Origin of the sequence: Brevibacillus sp. SKDU10 (assembly GCF_001645205.1) — a bacterium.
Lineage (GTDB): Bacteria > Bacillota > Bacilli > Brevibacillales > Brevibacillaceae > Brevibacillus_B > Brevibacillus_B halotolerans.
The window spans coordinates 28,475-46,628 of the sequence record NZ_LSSO01000135.1; the positions used below are offsets into that span (position 1 = coordinate 28,475).

Consider the following 18,154-nt stretch of genomic DNA (forward strand, 5'->3'; position numbering starts at 1 on the left):
ATTCTTGCATGAAAAAAACAGACCATGTAATCTCAAATAAATAGGTTTAAAAATTCAGAATAGTCGGAGGTTGAGCGGTGTGAGCGTAACAGACTTTTTCCCTATTCAAGATTGGGACTATGTTGAGTTGTATGTAGGAAATGCGAAACAAGCAATGTACTATTACGCAAAGGCATTTGGATTTGAGCCGTATGCTTATCGTGGTTTGGAAACAGGGAGTCGCACTCAAGTCTCTTATGCGTTAAAGCAGAATCACATTCGTTTGGTGTTGACAGGAGCATTAGAGCCTGATCATCCGATTACTGATTTCATTAAGCTACACGGAGAGGGAGTTAAGGACATTGCTCTTCGCGTTGAAAATTGTGAAAAGGCTTACCAGGAAGCTATTTCCCGTGGCGCTACATCTATCATGGAGCCTACGGAATTTAGTGATGAGCATGGAACCATAAAAAAAGCAACGATTGCTACTTATGGAGAAACAGTCCATTCCTTTATTGAACGAAAGGATTATAAAGGAGTGTTTTATCCAGGCTTCCAACCTTATCAAGCTCCTTTTGCCTGTCAGTCTACAGGACTAATTGGTATCGATCATATCGTAGGGAACGTTGAGGTTATGGACGAATGGGTTGGATTCTATGAGAAAGTTATGGGCTTTACGTCTTCCCAAAACTTCAGCGACGATGACATTTCTACTGAATACTCCGCGCTCATGTCCAAGGTTATGCAAAACGGTACTGGGCGAATTAAATTTCCAATCAATGAGCCTGCGGAAGGCAAACGCAAATCGCAAATCCAAGAATATCTGGAATTTAACAAAGGACCAGGGGTTCAACATATCGCTGTATTGACTAATGATATTTTGACAACCGTTTCGCAATTAACGGCAAACGGGGTTGACTTCTTAAGTGTACCGGACACCTATTACGAAAATTTGGCGGAGCGTGTAGGGGCAATTGAAGAGGACATAGAGAAATTAAAAGAGCTAAAAATTTTAGTGGATCGCGATGATGAAGGCTACTTATTGCAATTGTTTAGTAGGCCAGTAGTAGATCGTCCGACATTATTCTTTGAGATTATCCAGCGTAAGGGTAGCCGTGGTTTTGGAAATGGCAACTTTAAAGCGTTATTTGAAGCACTGGAGCGAGAGCAGGAGTTGCGTGGAAATCTATAACAATCCCATAACTAAATAAGCAGGAAAGCCACTTTTTATGTCGATATGAAAAGTGGCTTCCTTTTTTATAATCAGCTATTTTTTGAAAAAAATGTATATTTTTCTAAAAAAAGCTTTTCAGCTTATCTACAAGTAAGGTATCATAAAAAAAGGTTCTGGTTATTTTATTAAAAATCAGATAATTTAGATTATTGTTATGTGTCTTACATTCTGAAAGGAGGAGCACTTTTTATGAAGCGAAAGATACTTTCCATAATCATTTGGACAGTCATTTCTGCATTAGGAGGCATTGGATTTGGAGCGTTGGCTTTATCCAAGGGAGAACAGGTAAGCTCTTTTTGGTTATTAACGGCTGCTTTATGTACATATGCAGTAGGTTATCGGTTTTATAGCCGTTTTATTGCCCGTAAAATAATGGGCTTGGATGACAGACGAGCTACTCCCGCCGAAATACATAACGATGGCAAGGATTTTGTGCCAACTAATAAGTGGGTTTTATACGGACATCACTTTGCGGCCATTGCAGGTGCAGGGCCGTTAGTAGGACCTACATTGGCAGCTCAAATGGGATATTTACCCGGTACAATCTGGATTATTGTAGGGGTTGTATTGGGGGGAGCAGTGCAGGATTTTATTATTCTATTTGGTTCGATGAGACGCAATGGAAAATCATTAGGTCAGATTGCCAAGGAGGAGATCGGGCCTATTGGGGGCGTCCTTGCGATGATTGGAATACTAGCTATCATGGTTATTCTTATTGCTGTATTGGCGCTTGTTGTTGTTAATTCTCTTACTCATTCTCCATGGGCAACCTTTACGATTGCCATGACGCTACCAATTGCTATTTTGATGGGGTTGTACATGCGCTATTTCCGACCGGGAAGAGTGCTGGAGGCCTCTGTTATCGGAATTGTGCTGTTGTTTGCATCTCTTTACTTTGGGCAAGCAGTGGCAGAATCGCCTACCTGGGCCCCATTGTTTGATTATGAAGGTACGCAGCTTGCTATTATGATTATTATTTATGGTTTTATCGCCTCTGTTTTACCAGTATGGTTTTTATTAGCACCACGAGATTACCTCAGTTCTTTTTTAAAAATTGGTACAATCGCTTTTCTAGCCATTGGCATTGTTTTCACATTACCTAACCTACAAATGCCGGCTTTAACAAAATTTATTGATGGTACTGGGCCGGTATTTACCGGTAACCTTTTTCCCTTCCTCTTTATTACGATCGCTTGCGGAGCCATCTCCGGCTTCCATGCCTTAGTCGCTTCAGGCACAACACCAAAAATGATTATCAAGGAAAGCGACGCTCCTTTAATTGGCTATGGGGCAATGCTGACTGAGTCTATGGTTGCTATCATGGCGATGATTGCGGCCTGCGTATTAACACCAGGCTTGTATTTTGCAGTAAATGCACCAGCATCAGCAATCGGAACTGACGCAGTAACAGCGGCAGCTACGATTACCAACCATTATGGCTTCCCAATCACTCCGGAGCTATTAACGGAAACAGCCAAGGATGTAGGAGAGACAAGTATTTTATCTCGAACAGGAGGGGCTCCTTCCTTCGCTTTGGGAATGGCACATATTTTTTCAGGTTTTATCGGCGGAAAAGCCTTTATGGCCTTTTGGTATCATTTTGCAATCCTGTTTGAGGCAGTGTTTATCTTAACTACCATTGATGCTGGAACACGCGTTGGCCGTTTCATGGTACAGGACATGCTGGGAAACGTGTTCCCAAAATTAAAACGCATGGACTACCTACCGGGCAATCTAATCGGGTCTGCTGCTGTGACAGCGGGATGGGGCTACTTTTTGTATCAAGGGGTTATTGATCCATTGGGCGGAATTAAAACACTTTGGCCATTATTCGGTATTGCCAACCAAATGCTAGCGGCCATTGCTTTTGTAGTTGGTACCACACTCATTATCAAAATGGGCAAGGCTCGCTACGCTTGGGTTACGTTAGTTCCAATGGCATGGCTTTCATCGGCCACCTTGTATGCGGCTTGGCAAAAGATTTTTTCTAATGATATTACGATTGGATTTTGGGCGCATGCAAACAACTTCAAGGAGACTTTAGCGTCAGGGCTGCTGCCAAAAGGAGTAACATCTGTCGAAGCAGCCGAGAAAATGATCTTTAATGATATGGTAGATACCATTGTCTGTGCGATCTTTTTACTTATTACAATTGCCATTATTGTCGATGGAATACGTCTATGGCTCTCTATTGCGAATGGAAAGAGATACGAGCTTAAAGAGGAACCTTTTGTGCTAACCAAACGTGATCATAAGGGGAATCTAATCGCTTAGCTAGACCAATAAAAAAGCGAAAAACCGCCCATGTGCTGGTTTTTCGCTTATCTTTAGCTTCGAAGGCTTGTTGCCAGTCCGCTTTCAGAACTGTTCAAAAAATGCTGTGAAGGAGAACTGTAGGGGTGCGTTTTAACGCAGTTTGGGATAAAGTTCTACACTTTAGGAACAGAGAGCGGACTGACAACAAAACTAAGAAAATGCTCAATCTATATCATAAAACAGTCTCAACAAAGAAATCTATATGTTTACCAAAAGAAACTTCAAAAAATATAGTAAAAAATAATATTTTTTAGTAGTGGAAATGTTTAATAAAGTTACGTTGTATAAAAAATAAACATGGTCAATCGTGGATATTATGTTGAAAAGTGAGGTGTGTAAGAATGCGAAAGAAAATAAGATACTGGAAACGGCGACTCAAAAAGGTGCGTTCCATCATTAAAACGATTTTTGGCATGCCCGATTACGATCGTTATCTGGAGCATTGGTATACAACACACGGAGTCCCTGGAATATTTCCGATGACAGAGAAGGAATTTTATCTTTTCGCATTAAAAAACAAATATGAAAGCGGCGAAGTGAATCGCTGCTGTTGATGGAGAATAGAGCTATGTAGCAAAAGGCGCTACTACACTAGTCCTATTTATTTTTATGCCAAAAAGAACGCAGGAAGATATGTGCCTGAGTCTCATCCTTGTGCAAGACTTCTACATAGGAGAGCCTTTTGTTCGTAAAAAGATGGTGATCTTCAAACAAAGTGGCGGGTACAGAATTACGAATTCGACAGCGAATACCCTGCTGGTGTAAAAACGTATATAATTCAAATGCCTCCCATTCAGGTCCCTCATACACCATGTGATATCGATAAGCACCTATCATGTCCATTATTTTCAGGCTACTAAATAGTACGACTATCAATACAAAAAAGGTCAAGTATAATCACTTCCGTTCTAATTATGTCGCGAAATGGAGATAGTATTACTAGTGTAGCATTTATGATAGATAAACTATTCATCGCCGTTGTTTAGGAATGTAAGGTGTAGGAGTAGGGAAAATATGATACACTAAAGAAAATTGGATGGGTTGGGTGGCGATATCTTTGCAACCGAATGAACTGGAACAGTGGAAAGAATTGGCGATCACATGCGCCAAAACAGCCGGTAAGCTAAGTTTGGAGAAAATGAATCAGCCCTATACAGTCAACTATAAAACCTCTGCCTCTGACTTAGTCACAGCTGTAGATGAAGAAGTAGAGCAGATGGTTATTGATATGATTCTTAAGCAATATCCTGAGCATGGCATTTTGGGTGAGGAAAATCGTTTTCAGGGGATGGCCCCTTCTGAATATGATACCCTGTGGATTATTGACCCTATTGATGGAACAACTAATTTTGTTCATCAGCAAATTAATTTTTCGGTTTCAATCGCCGTGTATCACAAAGGGGAAGCAGTTGTTGGTGTTGTCTATGACCCATCACGTGACGAGCTGTTTTATGCAACGAAAGGTGGAGGGGCTTATTTAAACGATCGACAGCTACGTATTCACCGTCAAGTAAAATTAGAGGAAGCCTTACTTTGTACAAGTGTGTTTTGGAATAAACGCGCTGAGCAGATAGGCATCGATGTTATTTTCAAAGAGTTAGCGGGTAAAGTTCGCGGTATGCGCTTGTTAGGAAGCGCGGCCTTGGAGCTATCTTACGTAGCAGCAGGACGACTGGATGGTTACGTCAGCTTGCAATTAAACCCATGGGATTTTGGAGCAGGCAAGCTTATTATTCAGGAAGCGGGCGGTACTGCTACCACAATGGAAGGCAAGGAACTTCCATACGATGCGAAAAGCAGTGTAATGGGGTGTAATCCGACGTTCTATGAAGAGTTACAACAGTTTATTCGCAGTAACATGAACCTGATTCGTTCCGCGCAAGATGCAAAAGATCATACATAGGTATTTTTCCATAGCAATCTGCCTTTTTTTCACTTTTCTATGCGCTTATCCAAGCATCACGTGACCGAAATTCATAGGGTACTAGCAGGAGTTTGTGAGTCTATGCATTCTCCGCTACTAGACCGTGAGAAGGAGGAAGGATCATGGGATGTGGTAGAAGAGGTGGTGTATTCGGCTTTAATGGCGGCTTTTTATGGATTATCATTCTTATTGTAATATTGGTGTGTTTCTGTAATGATTAATCACACGTAGTTTGCAGAAATAAAAAAGCCTTACCCTTTTTGGGGTAAGGCTTTTTTTTCTACTATGCTCTGTATGCGTAATTCGTTGAAACCCGCTCGTCAGTGCAGTCTTTAGAAGCTGTGGATAACTCCCATACATGAGCAGAATATTCCATCTCGACAATCATACGATTTATCTCTGCGTACAGGCAGCCAACCTCTCGTAAAGAGGAGATGCCGGCTGTTTCTATTGATGTGATGAACTGCTGAGATTGTTGTTGTTTTATCCTGTATAACAGATTCAGTAGCTCCTGATGAGCCTCTGTGGACGGATTTGCAACAAAGGCGCCGTATGTTGAAATGGCGGCACTAGCATCAAGCAAAGGCTGATCAAGAGTATGCCGAAGAGTGGGGAGATATTTTAATTCCTGAGCAGTATATAGGATACTGCATATAGAGATCAACATCTTTTGAACAGAATCAATTTGTTGTTCCAGATAATAGAGCGTATTAAGGTCTTTTCGGCAAAATACATTATATTTTAGGCTTTTCTTTGCATGCTTTAATGAAGCCTCCAGTTCATTATTCCATTTTAAAAGGGAGGCGGGATCGACAATCGGAGTAGTTGCACCATCAGAGTGATTATTTAGTGCAGTGGCCATAATTGTTAATGTCTGTGCTAATTGCTTACAAGATTCGGCATGTTTCTTTTGAACAGTAGGAACATAGTTCTCTGGTCGAATGACCATTTGAATGAAAACAGCCACGATTGCTCCGATAATGGTTTCTAAAATCCTGCCAGTCGAATAACCTTGCATTTGTTGAAAGGTCATTACCATCACAGAACTAACACCGATTTGTGAAATAATTTGTGGATTTAAGCGTAAAGCGGTAGCGGTACCCATACCTACCAATAGAACCAGGACGAGACCTAGTATTCCATTTTCAAAATAAGGAAGAATAATAATGCTAGAGACAACTCCGCCAATGACACCAATTACACGATAAATTCCCTTTTCCAAAGTGTCTGCAATGGTAAGTTGCATGGTTAATACCGCAGCAAGCGGAGCAAAGTAGGCAAAATGATTGCCGAACAATAATGAGGCGATCAACAATGACAAGCCGGATGCTAAGACGGTTTTACACACATGAAACGTGAGACCAAAGCGAGCGCACCAATTCATACTGCGCTGCACCATGGAACTCACCTCCTTGTTTTTCTAAGCTGTTTTAGTGTTTGTTACAACCATCATGGTAAACCAAAAATGTTGATACAAAAGCTTATAATTTTGACAGATTTTCGATAAAGTTCTTCTTTTCACAATTATAAGGGTTTGTTCATAAATGAAAGCGAATACATTTACAAACATGTACATTCTTCGCATTTTTGTACAGGAGAGCTTGCTTCGATATGCTAAAATAAAGGATATCTTTTGACAATCAGTCTAAAATGAAATAAGCAGAGTCGAAGATAATATCTGTTATTGATGTTGGATTATTTTGAACAATATTACTTTTATAAGGTTGAACATAATTGATAAAGGGGCGAGGCGATTGAACGATTGGCGCATGTACACAGATGAACGCAAAGAAGAAAGAAAACATGTGTCTTGGCACGAGGTGCTGCGAGAAATTGCGAGCTTGGATGGAAAAATGAGAACGTTGGTACATGCTGCCTATGGCGACCATGTTGATTTGGTTGTGTCGGGCGGTGATGAAGGATACGTCTTAGTTCAATGGAAAGAGTATGCGCGTGACATCAGTCATTATGTACTAACCACTAAGCAGGTTGATGCGGAAGTGGCGGGAAGAATCATCACCGTAGAAGGAGAAGGGCTGCCAGTACCAGCAGATTGGGCTATTTCACTTGAAAAGGCCATTCCTTTACTTGGGGATTTGTTGCAAACCTGCGAACAAAAAGAGAACGCAGATTTGCAATGGTTATTACTGGAGACAGAACCTGGGCAAATGTCATAGGAGCATCAGACATAAACATTGAATTTCGCCATACTATTATTGTAACAGGAGGGAAATTCGCTTGACCCTTGCACCATTGTTCTCATCTGTGGGTATGATGGCTGTCATTATTGGAATAGGGGCAATGATTGGCCGGATGAAACCAGTTACTGCTGAGGCTCGCCAATTGTTGATTACCATTGTTATCAATGTAGCCGTTCCATGCATCATTCTCAACGGAATTTTTCACACACAGATGAACCAGCAACTCCTGCATCATATTTTTCTCATCTTTTTTATTGCTGTTGGTCTAAGCTGTCTTGGAATGCTTCTTGCTTTTTTATTTGCAGTCCTATGTAAGGTGCCTATCAATAAGCGAAAAGAATTTTCCTTTATTGCTGGACTGGGCAATACCGGATTTATCGGGCTTCCTTTGTGTGTTGGGCTGTTCGGGCCGACGGGGGGACTGCTTGCGGCAGTCTATGATGCTGGACTTGATCTGATTCTCTGGACAATCGGTGTTATGGTTTTGAAGGGAAAAAAAGAATGTACATGGAAGAATATGAGGAGCATCGTAAATATTCCAATGCTGGCTATTGTAGTTGGGATGTTTTTGGCGTTAATGGAATGGCAACCGCCAGAGATGGTTAAATCACTTACTGCCATGTTATCTTCTATAGCTGCTCCCTTAGCCATGCTGTACATCGGTTTATTAATTCCCGATCTGTTGATACGTAAACAACAAACAGCACAAGCACTCCCAATTTTAAGTTTGTCTATGATTGTTAAGCTTTTCTTGTATCCAGTCATTGTTGCTGGTTTGCTTTGGAGCTTTCACTTAGCGACAGAAATTAGCCAAGTCACTTTGGTGATGGCAGCAATGCCTACAATGACGCTAGCCTCCATGTTATTCGCCAAATATGCGGCTGATGAAGATTTAGGAGCGATGGCGACCGTTAGTTCCACAATTATCAGCTTCGTTACCATTCCTTTGGTTGTTATGTTAGGTCAATTTATCTTGTCTGTATCACTTTTTTAAAGTGCGTAATCATGTAGAAAAAATATAAAAAATAGCCTAAATTACCACTTGTTTGATTCATGAAGCGATTTTTATGTTATAATGAAAATGTAACTTTACAATGAAAGGATCGGATAGTGATGTTACCGCGAAGGACAATCTGGAAACGGTTTGATCTCTCAGATACGTAGCGTAGTAGTTAGAGCGTTCCACTCTTGACCTGTGAACACTAACTACGAAAGAGAGATGCTTTATGATACAAGCAAGCGATCCTGTCAGGACCTGCTTCGTAGTTAGTGGAGAAAGTGACTAACTAACTACGAAAAGGGGAAGCCTCGATGAGGACAAAACCATACCAACAAACCTTCATGATTTTACTGGGAACTTTTTTATTGGCCTTTAGCTATTACCACATCAACTTTCAGAATAATTTAAGTGAAGGTGGATTTGTGGGGTTATCATTACTTGGAAAATACGCTTTTGATTGGTCACCGTCTATTACGATGCTAGCATTAGACATTCCAGTCATTTTAGTTGCAATGATGATCAAGGGACGTAAGTTTTTGATTAATACCATTGTAGCAGCGACATCTTTTTCCTTTTTCTATGAGCTATGTGAGCGTTTTTCGCCGCTAGTATTTGACTTTAGCAATGCCATGTTGCTCGCTGTTTTATTATCTGGAATCAGCACAGGCTTCGGTCTAGGATTGGTTCTTAGATTCGGTGGGGCAACAGGTGGAGACGATATTTTGTCTCTATTCATAAGTAAGTGGACGGGTATGTCAGTAGGTACCGTTTTATTAATATTTGACGTCCTTGTGTTATTGCTTTCGTTATTTTTCTTGCCAGTACCTCAAGTCTTGTACACGCTTCTAGCAGTTTCAATCGCTGGTAAAGTGGTTACATGGACCTACGAATATGGTACAAAAGAAAAACAAACGAAGCTGGCACACAGTGCGGCGTAACGAAAAAACCAGTTAATAGGGTGAATGTTAGTCTGCTTGGCAGCTAACAATGACCCTGTTAATTGGTTTTTTTATAGAAAACGTTTGACAATGATAATGAGAACCAATATCATCTTAAGGGAAGGTACTATAATTCAGGACATTATTGCGTGACATCGAAAGGAAGATGATCATGGTTCGCTTACATACACAACAGTTAAACATTGGCTATAATGATAATCTCATTGTGGAAGACTTAAACATATCGTTACCTGATGGAAAAATCATTGCTCTGGTCGGTGCAAATGGATCAGGTAAGTCTACCATTCTAAAAACGATGGCACGTCTTTTGAAACCGAAAAAAGGTGGAGTCTTCTTGGATGGTAAATCCATTCACCAACAGGATACTCGCAAAGTAGCCAAGGATTTAGCTATTCTGCCGCAAAATCCAGTAGCTCCGGATGGACTTACTGTAGAAGAATTGGTTTCTTATGGACGCTTCCCTCATCAAAAGGGTATGGGGAGCATGACGCCAGAGGATAAAAAAATTATACAATGGGCACTGGAAGTTACCGGTATCATTGAGTTTGCTACAAGAGGAGTCGACCAATTGTCAGGTGGTCAGCGTCAACGTGCATGGATTGCAATGGCGTTAGCCCAGCAGACGGATATTTTGTTCTTGGACGAACCAACGACGTTCCTTGACATGGCTCACCAATTAGAAGTGTTACAGCTCCTAGCTAAGTTAAATACAGAAGAGAAGCGTACGATTGTTATGGTTGTTCACGATCTAAACCATGCTACTCGTTATGCCGATCATGTTATCGCTATCAAAAAAGGGAAAGTAATGGCTCAGGGGACCCCTGCTGAGGTCATGACGCATCAAATGCTGTGGGATGTATTTGGCATTGAGGCTGACATTATTCCAGACCCTCGCAGTGGCGTTCCTCTATGCATTCCATACGGATTGGCTTCAGGAAGTGTTACTGGTAAACCAAAGAAAGATAGTGTCACTTTAGATTCAAATGAAGAGAACGCGACCTTGGCTGTAGCCCGTTAGCACCACAGATCAACAGAAGAATATCAAAAGCAAAGAGCTTGTTACCTCGAAAAAATGAAGAGGTGACAAGCTCTTTTTTAGTAAAGGATTTCCTACATAACCCCGTTACAGGGGAGTGTGAGCCCCCCAGAAGGATTATTTTTGAATATCTGCTAGAACACCATCCCATAAGGAAATGCGGCTGTTAAGGGATTGAATAGCTGTTGCTTCTGCTTCTTTCCATTTTTGGGCATCTTCTTTACAAAGAGAAGCAAGAAGTTTCTCAGCTAAAGGTCCATGTTCATCTCCATCTAGCTCAATGTGACGATTTAGATAATACAACAGGCAAGCAGGAGCTTCTCCTTTGGAGGTCAATTCCTGTACAAGTACCTGAAACATGTCTGGTATAATATCTTCACGACCAAAGAAAAAGGCAGCACAAACCTCGTGGGTTCCTCCCTCCTTAGCCAAGTGAAGGGTTTGTTTTACAAAACGCTGTACACTGTCAGGAGCGTTGCATAATGCTAGAGCTTCATCAGGAGAGGTTCCCTTTTCTAGCAACGCCAGAAAATGCTCGATCTTAGATGTATCAGCCCCTACTTCCTTCATAGCCTGCAAGTACAGCTCAAAGTGACTGGTAAAGCCGCCATTGCCATCTTCATCAGTTTCTTCTCCGAGTACAATTTCATTAATGAAACGAGCATATTCAGCATGAGGAGCAGGAAGCCAAGGTACACTTGTGCAAGTTACATCTAATTGTAAACGTTTTAATAAACTCATAAAATCCCATACAGCGAACACATGGTGTTCCATAAAGGTACGAACGCTTTCCGGTGTTTGCATAGCAATCGATATTGGATGAGAAATCAGTTGTTGGCGAACCACGTCAACCTGTGGCATGGACATAAGTGTTGTCATTTGAAAACTCCTTTGTTATCGAGCTTGGTTGGTAAAATCTTCTTCGTACCTTTAATTATCGCATAAATAAAAATAGGCAAAATAGCAGTGTGACAATTGTCACTCATTTGCCTTATTTACGTAGACGATTGGTAAAAAATGTGGGTAAATAGTAATATCAGCATGAAGAGAAAAAAAGATAATAAGATGTAGGGAAGAAAATGAAACATTATGGGGAATCTTTAAGTCAAACAAGTAGCATAAGAAAAATGAACAAAGTAACAATAGCGTAACCTGACGAAAAAAGCGAAGGGATTGAGTACAAATGTTACGAAAAACGACAGCAGCAGCCGTAATGGGACTTACACTTGTAGGCTCAGCTATACCAGGTATGGCTCAAGCAACAGTAAAACCGGTGTCCACTTCTCTTATGATAAATCAGCAGAAGGTAATCAAGCACTCACCATTGATTAGTGTTAACCAACGGACAATGATTAACCTACAGGAATTAAGTAATGTAACAGGCGGTCAGCTCACAGAAAAAGCAGGAGCCTATCAATTGAAGGTTCAGCAAAAATCTCTGATATTTCAGACAGGGAAATCTACTGTAACGGTGAATGGAAAAGAACAAAAGGTAGAGCAGGGAGCTGTTCTTTATCAGGGCAAGGTGTATGTGCCCCTGCGCTGGACAATGGAATCCTTATCTGCACAAGTAAAGTGGGATGGTAAAACAGATGAAATTCAGGTTACAAATCTACCCGTGGTTCAGGGAGAGAAGCCTGCTTCTGCATTCCAAACACTGACAGAAGAGCAATTAAGCGCAGAGGAGAAAGCTTTTATCGAAAGCGTTAAAGGTGAACGCGGGGTTCATCAACAGGGTGATTTGTATGTGATTGCCTATGGAGAAGCTCCTAATCCTGGGTATGGCTTAGTTGTGGATCATACTGAACAAAGCTGGGAAATGCTAAAAGTATATGTAAAACAGACCAAGCCAGAGGCAAATAAAATGTATCCGATGGTCATTAGCTACCCTTATGTCGCGGGCAAGATCAGTACACCACCTTATACAACGGTCACTTTCTATGATGTAGATACGGGCAACGTGCTATTTGAAGGGGACAAGAACACACCTCAGAAAGGAAAGTAAAGTGTGTTGCCTGAGGAGAAGCTTTGAGAGAAACTTTATAATAGTCGAAAACGCATCCGAATACTCAGGATGCGTTTTTGCTGTTACGTTTTATCAGCGGTGTAAATGTTCCATACGTCAACACACGCCAGCTCCATTCAAGTGGACCCATGGTAAAAATCGACAGCCATAGGTAGCTGAATAGCATTTGTAGTGCATAAATACCAAGACAGATTAGAGTAGTTTGCAAATGGCCCAGCTTGCCTGAAAGATTACATAAATCACGCAACGCGATAATGATCAGAGTTTGCCCGATATAGTTCGTTAAAGCCATGCGACCATAATACTTTAAGGGAGCTAACCATTTCTGCACAGTTGTTTGCTGTAGGAGGCGGATAATGGTAGTTACATAGAATACAGCCATCACGAGTCCAACAAAGACAATGCACAGGCCGTAATTGTGTAAGGCATGAATATATGAGTCATCGAAGTCAGTTGAAGCTGTTTTCGTTAAGAGCGCATACTGAACAAAAAGCCCGATTATCATGAGAATGAGAGAAACCATCTGCCATTGCTTTATCTTGGGCATAAAGCCTGGAATATTTCGGAAGACTCCGTATTGTCCGATAGCAAGCCCTAACAAAAATAATGGGAAAACAACAAGAACCTTTCCTCCCAAAATAGAGGTAGGAATAAGCAAAACTAATGAAAGTAGCAGATTTTTTTTGGCCGATAAACGATAAAAAGGCAGTAATACAAAGCCAAAAATAGCATAGATGAATAATGCTTCTCCCGGCTGCAATAACTGATGAAGATATCCAATTGCGAATAGGACTAGCAACCGGCGAATAAATAACAATGTGCTTTTGTGCCCTTTTGCTTGAGAGCGGCTTTTAAAAATATAAAATCCTACTCCAAATAAAAATGAGAAAATAGCAAAAAAACGAGATTCTACGGTGAAGTTAAGCATGTGCTCAATAAAAGCATTTGTACTGCTAACAGGGGCTGACTGTACTTTCATTAAAGCCAAGATATTAACAAGAAGAATACCCATCAGAGCAAAACCACGAAGATAATCAAGGGTATCGATCCGATCTTTTTGTGTGAAATCGTTCATTACTTACTCCTTCTTATGTGATGTCATCTCATCTCATCTCTAATTTACTATAAGGAAATGCAGTGTTTCGCAACATCGATCCAGCTTACCCTAAGCTTACAGGTTTGTAAGCATAAAAAAGGAACCAACTGGCATTCCAGCTCGTTCCTTTTTTATGTATACAGAAAATGAAATGGTTACTGAGAGGCGGGAGAATACGCGTCCGACTCAGATTCTGGCTCTGGTTCTGGCAGGTGATGCACTCTGCCTAAATAGATCGCTAAAAGACTGAAGCACAGTATGCCACTGATTATAAATGGCAAGCTATGTGAGAAGGTAAAGAGCCACCCAGCTAAAATTGGACCTGCAATTCTCCCCATGGTATCCATGGCGCTCATGTTACCGGATGTAGCTCCTTGTCCATCGGGCGTACGTTGCGAAATCATGGCGGTGTTGGTAGTTCGCATCATACCTTGACCTAGACCAAATAAGCAAAGGGTGAGTGCAAATTCTAGGAAAGTAGAAGCTAGTAAAACACAGAAGAATCCTAGAACATAAAAAAATATTCCTGCAGCCAGCAATTTTGATTCACCAAATCGTTTTACTAATTTGCCAATCCCGCCCTGTAAACTAGCAGAGATTAAGCCCATGATAAGAAACATATAGCCCATGTCCTTGGAGGTCAGATTGAATTCATATGATATGTATAAAGCAAAGACCGTCTCCATCGCTGCAAAAGCAAGCGATGTAACCAGCATAATCTGATACAATAATCCTAAGTTACTAAAAATGGCTCCCAATGAACTGATAGGCTTTTTCTTAAGGTATTTACCGCGCTTTTCCTTGGGCAAGCTCTCTGGAAGTAAAATCCAGGTAAAAACGAATGTAATAAAAGCTAGACCTCCTGAAACGAAGAATGGCAGTGACAAGCTAACGTCTCCTAGGATACCGCCGAGCGCGGGACCGAATACGAAGCTTAGACCTACACCTGCTCCTACAATCCCCATTCCTTTTGCCCGTTCCTTTGGCGGAAAAATATCAGCTACCATTGCTGTGATGGTTGGGATACCCGCAGCGGAAGTAATCCCAGCAAGTACACGGTAAAACAGCATTTCGTAATAGCTACTTGAAAATCCAAATAGAATAAAGCTGGCAGAAAATCCAAATAGGGCTAAAAGGATAAACGGCTTTCGTCCATAGCGGTCCGATAAGCGTCCCCAGATGGGAGCAAATATAAATTGCATGATATTATAGCTGGCAGATAATATCCCCAATTGCGTTGTGGTCGCACCGATTTCCGTAACGAAAAAAGGCAATATAGGGATAATAATTCCAAAGCCAAGCATCATTAAAAAGATAATGCTAAAGAGAAGGAAGAGATGTTTCTTTTCCACAGGAAAAACCTCTTTTCTATACAATAAAAAAGTTCAAGCTACTCTCCACCATACGAAATGGACGGAAAGAAGTCAAGGTGAGAACTGGGGTCTGATACAGTTGACATGTTATAATGAAAGCACTTGGAAGTAAGGCAAAAGGAGAATGAATGAAATGGCCAGTAAGATGTTATATTATCTCGCAGCAGAAGAGGATCATTGGTTGGATGAGCTGTTAGATTACTTTCCTATTATGAATGCAACGGTACCTACTAAGAAGTCGCTTCAAATGATAGAAGAGCAGTTGAAAGCAGGCGAAATTACTCAGTCTGTGCTTGTTATCAATGTCTCTGGATTGGAAGACCGCCTACCTGTTTTACTGGAAGAATGTCAAGATCTTGAACATGTGCAAAAGCAGCCTCTTTACCTGGTAGGCATAAAAGAGGGAGAAGAGGAACAGTGGAGAAGTAATTACCCACAGGCGAAACTTGTTGTCATTACTGGTTTCCTTGTCGAGTTTGACTTTGAAGCCGTATGCCGAGAAATGGAAGCTGATTTGGGAGGGAAATAAATGAGCGATAGAAATACGTTTAATCTTCCTGAGTTTTTGCGTCGTTTTCAAATCATGATTTATACCGGAGATCCGCTGGGTGATTGGTTGATGATTGAAGATGAGATCCGCGATCTACTGACATCTAAGGTCATTGATAAAGAAGAGTTTTCTCTTGCGATGAAAGAAATTGATAAGCGTAAAAGAATGTATGCTGATGAAACTCAATGAAAGTAGCGCCTGGTTTCCTCTCATAAAAAAGCTAGTTATGCAACACACTAACTAGCATGTAATGATAGGGAATTGTTACGTTTCATAGAAAATACTCTGTTTTTGTAAAGCGCTTTTACTCTATTCGCTTTTCCTATGTTATAATCACACTGCAGTTACTTGTAGGGGGGAATTAACCGTAATGACTACTCAACAAATGAATGTAGATCAATTGGCAATCAATACTATTCGTACATTATCAATCGATGCTATTGAAAAGGCGAATTCTGGACATCCAGGAATGCCAATGGGATCAGCGCCTATGGCACACGTGTTGTGGAGCCGTTTTATGAAAGTAAGCCCGAAAAATCCATCATGGATTGATCGTGATCGCTTTGTATTATCTGCTGGTCACGGTTCTATGCTGTTGTACTCTATGCTACATCTCATGGATTATGGCGTAAGCATGGATGACTTGCGCAACTTCCGTCAATGGGGAAGCAAAACGCCTGGTCACCCTGAATTCGGCCACACTCCCGGTGTAGATGCAACAACAGGCCCATTGGGACAAGGAATTGCGATGGCTGTTGGTATGGCGATGGCTGAGAGACATTTGGCCGCAACATACAACAAAGATAACTATGAGCTAATTAATCATTTTACATATGTTATCTGTGGAGATGGAGACTTGATGGAAGGTGTTTCTTCTGAAGCTTCTTCACTAGCTGCTCATCTTAAACTAGGTAAAATGATTGTTCTTTATGATTCTAATGATATTTGTCTAGATGGCGATCTAAGCCAATCCTTCACAGAAGATGTAGCTGCACGTTACAAAGCGTACGGCTGGCAATATATCCGTGTAGAAGATGGAAACAATGTGGATGCTATCGAAAAGGCTTTGGCTGAAGCACGTACAGATTTGGAGCGTCCAACACTGATTGAAGTGAAAACAACAATTGGTTTCGGTTCTCCAAATAAAGGCGGTAGCAGTGCCAGCCACGGTGCCCCACTTGGTACAGATGAGGTTGTTTTAACAAAACAAGCTTATGCATGGGAGCATGAAGCATTCCACGTGCCTCAAGAGGTAAAAGAGTACTACGCTACTCTAGTAGAGGCAGGTCAAAAGAAGGAAGCAGAATGGAATGAGCTGCTATCAGCTTATGAAAAAGCTTATCCGGAACTAGCTGCACAATTTAAACAAGCAAGTAATGGAGAGGTATCCAAAGATTTCGATGCTGATCTACCGACTTATGAAATTGGCAGTAAGCTAGCGACTCGCGCGGCTTCCGGTAATGCAATCAATGGATTGGCAAAACGCATGCCTAACTTAATTGGTGGCTCCGCTGACTTGGCACACTCTAACAACACTCTAATTAAAGGTGCTAAAGACTTCTTGCCGGGTTCTTATGAGGGTCGCAATCTTTGGTTTGGTGTTCGTGAATTCGCTATGGGAGCGGCTCTAAATGGAATGATGCTACATGGTGGAGTAAAGGCCTTCGGCGGTACGTTCTTCGTCTTCTCCGACTATGTTCGTCCGGCAGTGCGTCTATCTGCTCTTATGAAGCTGCCTACCACATATGTATTTACTCATGACTCTATTGCAGTTGGGGAAGATGGACCAACTCATGAGCCGATTGAGCATCTAGCTGCCTTCCGTGCTATGCCGAACCTTACTGTTTTGCGCCCTGCTGATGCGCATGAAACAAACGAAGCTTGGCGTTATGCGGCTATGAGCAAAGACGAGCCTATTGTACTAGCTTTAACTCGTCAAAACCTTCCTATCTACCAAGAGACCAAAGACTTGGCTCGCGAAGGTTTAGCAAAAGGTGCTTATGTTCTAAAAGAGGCATCTAATGGTGAACCTCAGGTTGTATTGATTGCTACCGGCTCCGAGGTATCTCTGTGCATGGAAGCTCGTGAAAAACTAGAAGCAGACGGCATTCCAACACGTGTCGTTAGCATGCCTAGCTTTAATCTATTTGATCGTCAATCTAAAGAGTACCGTGACTCTGTGATTCCTCCGCATGTTAAAGCACGCGTTGGCGTAGAGATGGGATCTCCTCTAGGTTGGGAGCGCTACACAGGTGAGCATGGAGCAATTATTGCTATTAACCAATTCGGTGCTTCTGCTCCTGGAGATATTATCATGAAAGAATACGGCTTTACTGTTGAAAATGTCGTGAAAACAGCACAAAGCTTAGTAAAATAAGAAATTTGCCACGTTTACTAAAGCCTCCTCTATTTTAAGTAGAGGAGGCTTTAGACATGATTTTTCCCCTATAGCCCGCTTTT

17 protein-coding genes are annotated in these 18,154 nt (G+C 41.4%); 12 read left to right on the forward strand and 5 right to left on the reverse strand.

What is annotated here, in order from left to right:
• Positions 1–79: 79 nt before the first annotated feature.
• The 3 genes from hppD (at position 80) to AYJ08_RS07940 (ending at position 4,083) form a co-directional block, all read left to right on the forward strand.
• On the forward strand, positions 80–1,171 hold the full coding sequence (gene hppD, locus AYJ08_RS07930; RefSeq protein ID WP_064017265.1) for a 4-hydroxyphenylpyruvate dioxygenase: 1,092 nt from the start codon (positions 80–82) through the stop codon (positions 1,169–1,171).
• A 231-nt stretch (positions 1,172–1,402) separates the two neighbouring features.
• Positions 1,403–3,487, forward strand: coding sequence for a carbon starvation CstA family protein (locus tag AYJ08_RS07935; protein WP_031413054.1), 2,085 nt, complete (start codon positions 1,403–1,405; stop codon positions 3,485–3,487).
• Positions 3,488–3,870: 383 nt separating this feature from the next.
• The gene (locus AYJ08_RS07940; RefSeq protein WP_064017266.1) at positions 3,871–4,083 is read left to right on the forward strand and encodes a CstA-like transporter-associated (seleno)protein; all 213 of its coding nucleotides are present in this window, start codon (positions 3,871–3,873) and stop codon (positions 4,081–4,083) included.
• A gap of 43 nt (positions 4,084–4,126) precedes the next feature.
• Here AYJ08_RS07940 and AYJ08_RS07945 read toward each other — a convergent pair whose 3' ends face one another.
• Entirely contained in the window at positions 4,127–4,372 is a 246-nt protein-coding gene (locus AYJ08_RS07945; protein WP_231929053.1) for a hypothetical protein, read from the reverse strand.
• A 214-nt stretch (positions 4,373–4,586) separates the two neighbouring features.
• On the opposite strand from AYJ08_RS07945, the gene AYJ08_RS07950 reads away from it, so the two are divergent.
• Positions 4,587–5,432 carry an inositol monophosphatase family protein gene (locus tag AYJ08_RS07950; protein ID WP_064017330.1) on the forward strand — a complete coding sequence of 282 codons (846 nt, stop codon included), beginning with the start codon at positions 4,587–4,589 and terminating at the stop codon, positions 5,430–5,432.
• Positions 5,433–5,736: 304 nt separating this feature from the next.
• Here AYJ08_RS07950 and AYJ08_RS07955 read toward each other — a convergent pair whose 3' ends face one another.
• The gene (locus AYJ08_RS07955) at positions 5,737–6,852 is read right to left on the reverse strand and encodes an FUSC family protein (protein ID WP_031413060.1); all 1,116 of its coding nucleotides are present in this window, start codon (positions 6,850–6,852) and stop codon (positions 5,737–5,739) included.
• Positions 6,853–7,207: 355 nt separating this feature from the next.
• On the opposite strand from AYJ08_RS07955, the gene AYJ08_RS07960 reads away from it, so the two are divergent.
• From AYJ08_RS07960 to AYJ08_RS07975, 4 genes are all read left to right on the forward strand, one after another.
• On the forward strand, positions 7,208–7,630 hold the full coding sequence (locus tag AYJ08_RS07960; protein WP_031413061.1) for a hypothetical protein: 423 nt from the start codon (positions 7,208–7,210) through the stop codon (positions 7,628–7,630).
• A gap of 61 nt (positions 7,631–7,691) precedes the next feature.
• Positions 7,692–8,648, forward strand: coding sequence for an AEC family transporter (locus AYJ08_RS07965; RefSeq protein ID WP_231929054.1), 957 nt, complete (start codon positions 7,692–7,694; stop codon positions 8,646–8,648).
• A gap of 317 nt (positions 8,649–8,965) precedes the next feature.
• Entirely contained in the window at positions 8,966–9,592 is a 627-nt protein-coding gene (locus AYJ08_RS07970) for a YitT family protein (RefSeq protein WP_064017268.1), read from the forward strand.
• Positions 9,593–9,764: 172 nt separating this feature from the next.
• The gene (locus AYJ08_RS07975) at positions 9,765–10,631 is read left to right on the forward strand and encodes an ABC transporter ATP-binding protein (protein WP_064017269.1); all 867 of its coding nucleotides are present in this window, start codon (positions 9,765–9,767) and stop codon (positions 10,629–10,631) included.
• A 135-nt stretch (positions 10,632–10,766) separates the two neighbouring features.
• Here AYJ08_RS07975 and AYJ08_RS07980 read toward each other — a convergent pair whose 3' ends face one another.
• Complete coding sequence (locus tag AYJ08_RS07980) at positions 10,767–11,528, reverse strand: DUF3050 domain-containing protein (protein ID WP_064017270.1); 762 nt, start codon at positions 11,526–11,528, stop codon at positions 10,767–10,769.
• 304 nt (positions 11,529–11,832) lie between these two features.
• Between AYJ08_RS07980 and AYJ08_RS07985 the strand changes: the two genes are divergently transcribed.
• A complete protein-coding gene (locus tag AYJ08_RS07985; RefSeq protein WP_064017271.1) occupies positions 11,833–12,654 on the forward strand; it encodes a stalk domain-containing protein in 822 nt (273 codons plus the stop codon).
• A gap of 64 nt (positions 12,655–12,718) precedes the next feature.
• Here the strand turns inward: AYJ08_RS07985 and AYJ08_RS07990 are convergent, their stop codons facing one another.
• Positions 12,719–13,750: a DUF418 domain-containing protein gene (locus tag AYJ08_RS07990; RefSeq protein ID WP_064017272.1), complete on the reverse strand. Its 1,032-nt coding sequence runs from the start codon at positions 13,748–13,750 to the stop codon at positions 12,719–12,721.
• 176 nt (positions 13,751–13,926) lie between these two features.
• Positions 13,927–15,123, reverse strand: a complete 1,197-nt coding sequence (locus tag AYJ08_RS07995) for an MFS transporter (protein ID WP_064017273.1) — start codon at positions 15,121–15,123, stop codon at positions 13,927–13,929.
• Between the two features lie 154 nt (positions 15,124–15,277).
• Between AYJ08_RS07995 and AYJ08_RS08000 the strand changes: the two genes are divergently transcribed.
• The 3 genes from AYJ08_RS08000 (at position 15,278) to tkt (ending at position 18,071) form a co-directional block, all read left to right on the forward strand.
• Positions 15,278–15,673: a hypothetical protein gene (locus tag AYJ08_RS08000; RefSeq protein ID WP_064017274.1), complete on the forward strand. Its 396-nt coding sequence runs from the start codon at positions 15,278–15,280 to the stop codon at positions 15,671–15,673.
• Positions 15,674–15,883 (forward strand): YqgQ family protein, encoded by a 210-nt coding sequence (locus AYJ08_RS08005; RefSeq protein ID WP_031413073.1) that lies wholly within the window; start codon positions 15,674–15,676, stop codon positions 15,881–15,883.
• A 181-nt stretch (positions 15,884–16,064) separates the two neighbouring features.
• Positions 16,065–18,071 (forward strand): transketolase, encoded by a 2,007-nt coding sequence (gene tkt / locus AYJ08_RS08010; protein WP_031413074.1) that lies wholly within the window; start codon positions 16,065–16,067, stop codon positions 18,069–18,071.
• Positions 18,072–18,154: the final 83 nt, after the last annotated feature.